Source organism: Polaromonas sp. (genome assembly GCF_018780625.1).
GTDB lineage: Bacteria > Pseudomonadota > Gammaproteobacteria > Burkholderiales > Burkholderiaceae_C > Polaromonas.
The window spans coordinates 1-3555 of the sequence record NZ_JADMJK010000018.1 but is presented as its reverse complement, the minus strand read 5'-3'; the positions used below and the strand labels follow the sequence as shown (position 1 = coordinate 3555).

Sequence of the window (3555 nt, the reverse complement as noted above, 5' to 3'; positions counted from 1 at the left end):
TTTGGGGGGTTACCGCGCTGCTTTTTTCCTGATGGCGGTGCTGCCGATTGCCAGCTGGTTTCTGGTGCGAAAAACGCGCGAGTTGCCGCCGCTGATCGCCGCGAACCAGGGCAAGCGGCCGAAAGCCTGGGACTTGCTGCGCGAGCCGATGTTCCGCCGGCTGATGCTGGTCAACTGGTTCTTGTCGTCGTGCTGGGATGTGCACACCTTCGTGGTGCCGGTACTCGGTTTTGAAAGAGGTCTCAGCGCCTCGGTCATTGGCTCCATCCTGGGCGCCTTTGCGGTGGCAGCGGCGGCCATCCGCATGCTGATGCCGCTGGTCGCGGCGCATCTGCGGGAGTGGCGGGTGCTGGCCGGCTCCATGCTGGCGACCGCCGTCCTGTTTGGCGTCTATCCCCTGATGCGTTCGGCGCTGGGCATGGGCGTGTGTTCCGTGTTGCTGGTTTTTTCGCTGGGCATGGTCCAGCCCATGGTCATGAGCATGCTGCACCAGATCACGCCGGAGGCGCGCCAAGGCGAGGCGCTGGGCTTGCGGCTGATGGCGATCAATGCCTCCAGCGTGCTCATGCCCATGCTGTTTGGTTCGGCCGGCGCGCTGGTGGGCATCGCGAGCGTGTTCTGGGCCACGGGCGCCATGGTCGGCGCCGGGTCGCGCCTGGCCTGGCTGCTCAAGACGACTCCGGGCACGCCCGCCGACAAGCCCGTTTCCGGCCCGGGCCCCAAAGCCTAGAGTTTGTAGAAGTCCTTGATGGCGTCCCAGGCCAGCTGTGGATCGTCGACATATTGAAAGAGTGCCAGGTCTTCCCGCTTGATCGCACCTTCTTCAATCAGCACTTCAAAGTTGAACAGCCGTTTCCAGTATTCGGAGCCGAAAAGAATAATGGGCACGGGCTTGGCCTTTTTGGTCTGCACCAGCGTGATGATCTCAAACAGTTCGTCCAGCGTTCCGAATCCGCCCGGAAAAGCCACCAAGGCCTTGGCGCGCATCATGAAGTGCATTTTGCGCAGGGCGAAGTAGTGAAACTTGAAGTTCAGCGATGGCGAAATGTAGGGGTTGCCCGACTGCTCGTGCGGCAACACGATGTTGAGTCCCACGTTGAGCGCGCCCATTTCCTGGGCGCCGCGGTTGGCCGCCTCCATGATGCCCGGGCCGCCGCCGGTGCAGATGAACAACTGCTCTGACGCAGGGCGCGGGTTGCTGTAGGTTGCCACAATGCGCGCAAACAGGCGGGCCTGGTCGTAGTAGTGCGCGTTGCGCACATGGCGGCGGGCCAGCGCCAGCGCTTCTTCGTCGCCGCTTTCCTCCGCCAGCTTCAGGGCTGCGCTGGCCTGCTCGGGCGCGGGAAAGCGTGCGCTGCCGAACACCACAATGGTGTTTTCAACCCCCAGCGCCTGCTGGTCGATCTCGGGCTTGAGCATTTCAAGCTGAAAGCGGATGCCGCGCGTTTCGCGCCGCAGCAAAAACTCGGGGTCGGCAAACGCCAGCCGGTTGGCATTGGGGCGCAGTGGTGCCGAGTCGTTGGACAGCGATTGCAGTTCCGCCCAGGCGTTGGCCAGGCGGTCTTCGGAGAGGTCTTGATTTTGTTCCATATGCCATTGTCAACCAGTGATAAGACTATTCATGCTCGCCACAGACAAACAAAAAAGGCTCCAGAAGGAGCCATTTTTTTGTTTCAGCGGCAAGCCCGGAGGCTTTGACCTGAACTTAGACGCGCTTGCGGTATTCGCCGGTGCGGGTGTCGATTTCAACCACATCGCCCTGCGCCACAAAAATCGGCACACCGATTTCAAAGCCGGTCGCCAGTTTGGCGGGCTTGAGCACCTTGCCGGAGGTATCGCCTTTGACGGCAGGCTCGGTCCAGGTGATTTCGCGCTGCACGCTGGTGGGCACTTCAACCGAAATGGCCTTGCCGTCGTAGAACACCACTTCAAGGTCCATGCCGTCTTGCAGGTAGTTCAGCGAGTCGCCCATGTTTTCGGCTTCGACTTCGTACTGGTTGAACTCTTCGTCCATGCAGATGTACATTGGGTCGGCGAAGTAGGAATAGGTGCATTCCTTTTTGTCCAGAAAGACCTGGTCCAGCTTGTCATCGGCCTTGAACACGACTTCGGTGTTGAAGGTGGCGATCAGGCTTTTGAGCTTCATGCGCACGGTGGCGGAATTGCGCCCCCCGCGGCTGTATTCGGTCTTGAGCACGACCATCGGGTCCTTGCCATGCATGATGACGTTACCGACGCGGATTTCTTGAGCGATTTTCATAGCAGTTTTACTGAGGTAGTAGGCCGCTTGACCTGGGCACTGGCTTGCACCTGTGGGCGGGTTTGCGGCGGGTTATGGCGAGTGATGTGCCGATTTTGTGCCCGATTTATTGGCAATTATTGGCTATATATGCGGCTGGCTCCCATGAGCTGATCCGCGTAACCCTTGATTTTAACGGTTTTTCGCAACAAAGTGGAGAAGGCGGGTGCAGAGGTCGTCCTGGCCCATCAGGCGGGAGCCAATCGAGCGGGCCCAGCTTTGCCAGCTGGGCAGGTCGGTCAGGTCTGGCGCAGGGCTGCCCGTGGCCTCGCCGCAGGCAGTTCGCGCATTCCAGTGGATGTGAAACGCCCGCAGCGAGGGCGGTGCGTCCAGCCGCTCCAGGAAGGCGTGCAACTTGGTCAGGTGCGCATCGTCGTGCTGCGGATAAATCTGCCAGACAAAGGCCTGGCCGGCCCAGAGGGCGCGCACCAGGGAGTCTTCGCCGCGCACAAAATTCAGGTCGCAGGCCCATAGCAGGTGGTCGTAGTCTCGCTGCGTGAGCAGTGGAAAATATGAAATTGATAGCTGTCCGTGCCCGTCCTTATTAAGCTGGAGGCATATTTCTTCATTAAAAGCAGCCTTGACGGCGTTTTCGGCCCGTCCGGCCGCCACCAGAAGGCGCGCCGGCTGTCCGTCCAGCCCGTGCTGCGCCAGTTGCGCCAGCAGGCTGGCCAGCGCGGGCGGCTCGTAACAAAACAACGACACCCGTTTTTCACCGCTTGGCGGCAGGCCCTGGGCGGCCAGCCAGGCGCTTCGGTCAAACCGGGCTTGCCGATCGGCCAGGTCGGACTCGCGCAGCAGCCCTCCCGTTGCTTCGGTAAAACCGGGGTAAAAAAACCACTTGGTCCAGCCCGCCGCCGGTCCGCTCTGTACCGGCGAGGGCATGGCATGGCAACGCTCGACATAGGGCTCTGCGGACAGGTATTCGAGGTTGATCCACAGGGGTTTCAGTTCTCCAGCGCTTACAGCACGGGCGCAAGAAGCTATGAATTCAGGCGCGATGTCGCAGCCGAACGCTTCGACCATCACGTCAGATGGTTGCTGTGTGAGGTTCGCCTCCTGCAGGTCAAGCGGTTCGGCCCAGTGCAGCACGCGTACGCCGCGGCAGCCGCCAGGGGCCATCCAGGCGAGTGCGGAGGCATCATCGGCCCACAGCCGCACCCGGTGGCCGCGCGACGCCAGGTCGGCGGCCAGCCGCCAGCACACGCCAATGTCCCCGAAGTTGTCGATGACTTTGCAAAAAATGTCCCACTGCA

Annotated in this window: 4 protein-coding genes; 1 reads left to right on the top strand and 3 read right to left on the bottom strand. The window is 61.2% G+C overall.

What is annotated here, in order from left to right:
• A partial coding sequence (locus IV091_RS01575) for an MFS transporter (RefSeq protein ID WP_293464273.1) occupies positions 1–730 on the top strand: 730 nt, incomplete at its 5' end.
• Here the strand turns inward: IV091_RS01575 and IV091_RS01570 are convergent.
• The 3 genes from IV091_RS01570 to earP all read right to left on the bottom strand — a co-directional run.
• The gene (locus IV091_RS01570) at positions 727–1590 is read right to left on the bottom strand and encodes a TIGR00730 family Rossman fold protein (protein ID WP_293464271.1); all 864 of its coding nucleotides are present in this window, start codon (positions 1588–1590) and stop codon (positions 727–729) included. The genes IV091_RS01575 and IV091_RS01570 overlap by 4 nt on opposite strands.
• A 115-nt stretch (positions 1591–1705) precedes the next feature.
• Positions 1706–2260: an elongation factor P gene (gene efp / locus IV091_RS01565; protein WP_293464269.1), complete on the bottom strand. Its 555-nt coding sequence runs from the start codon at positions 2258–2260 to the stop codon at positions 1706–1708.
• Between the two features lie 171 nt (positions 2261–2431).
• Positions 2432–3555: elongation factor P maturation arginine rhamnosyltransferase EarP (earP, locus tag IV091_RS01560; RefSeq protein WP_293464267.1), on the bottom strand; the 1124-nt coding region annotated here is incomplete at its 5' end.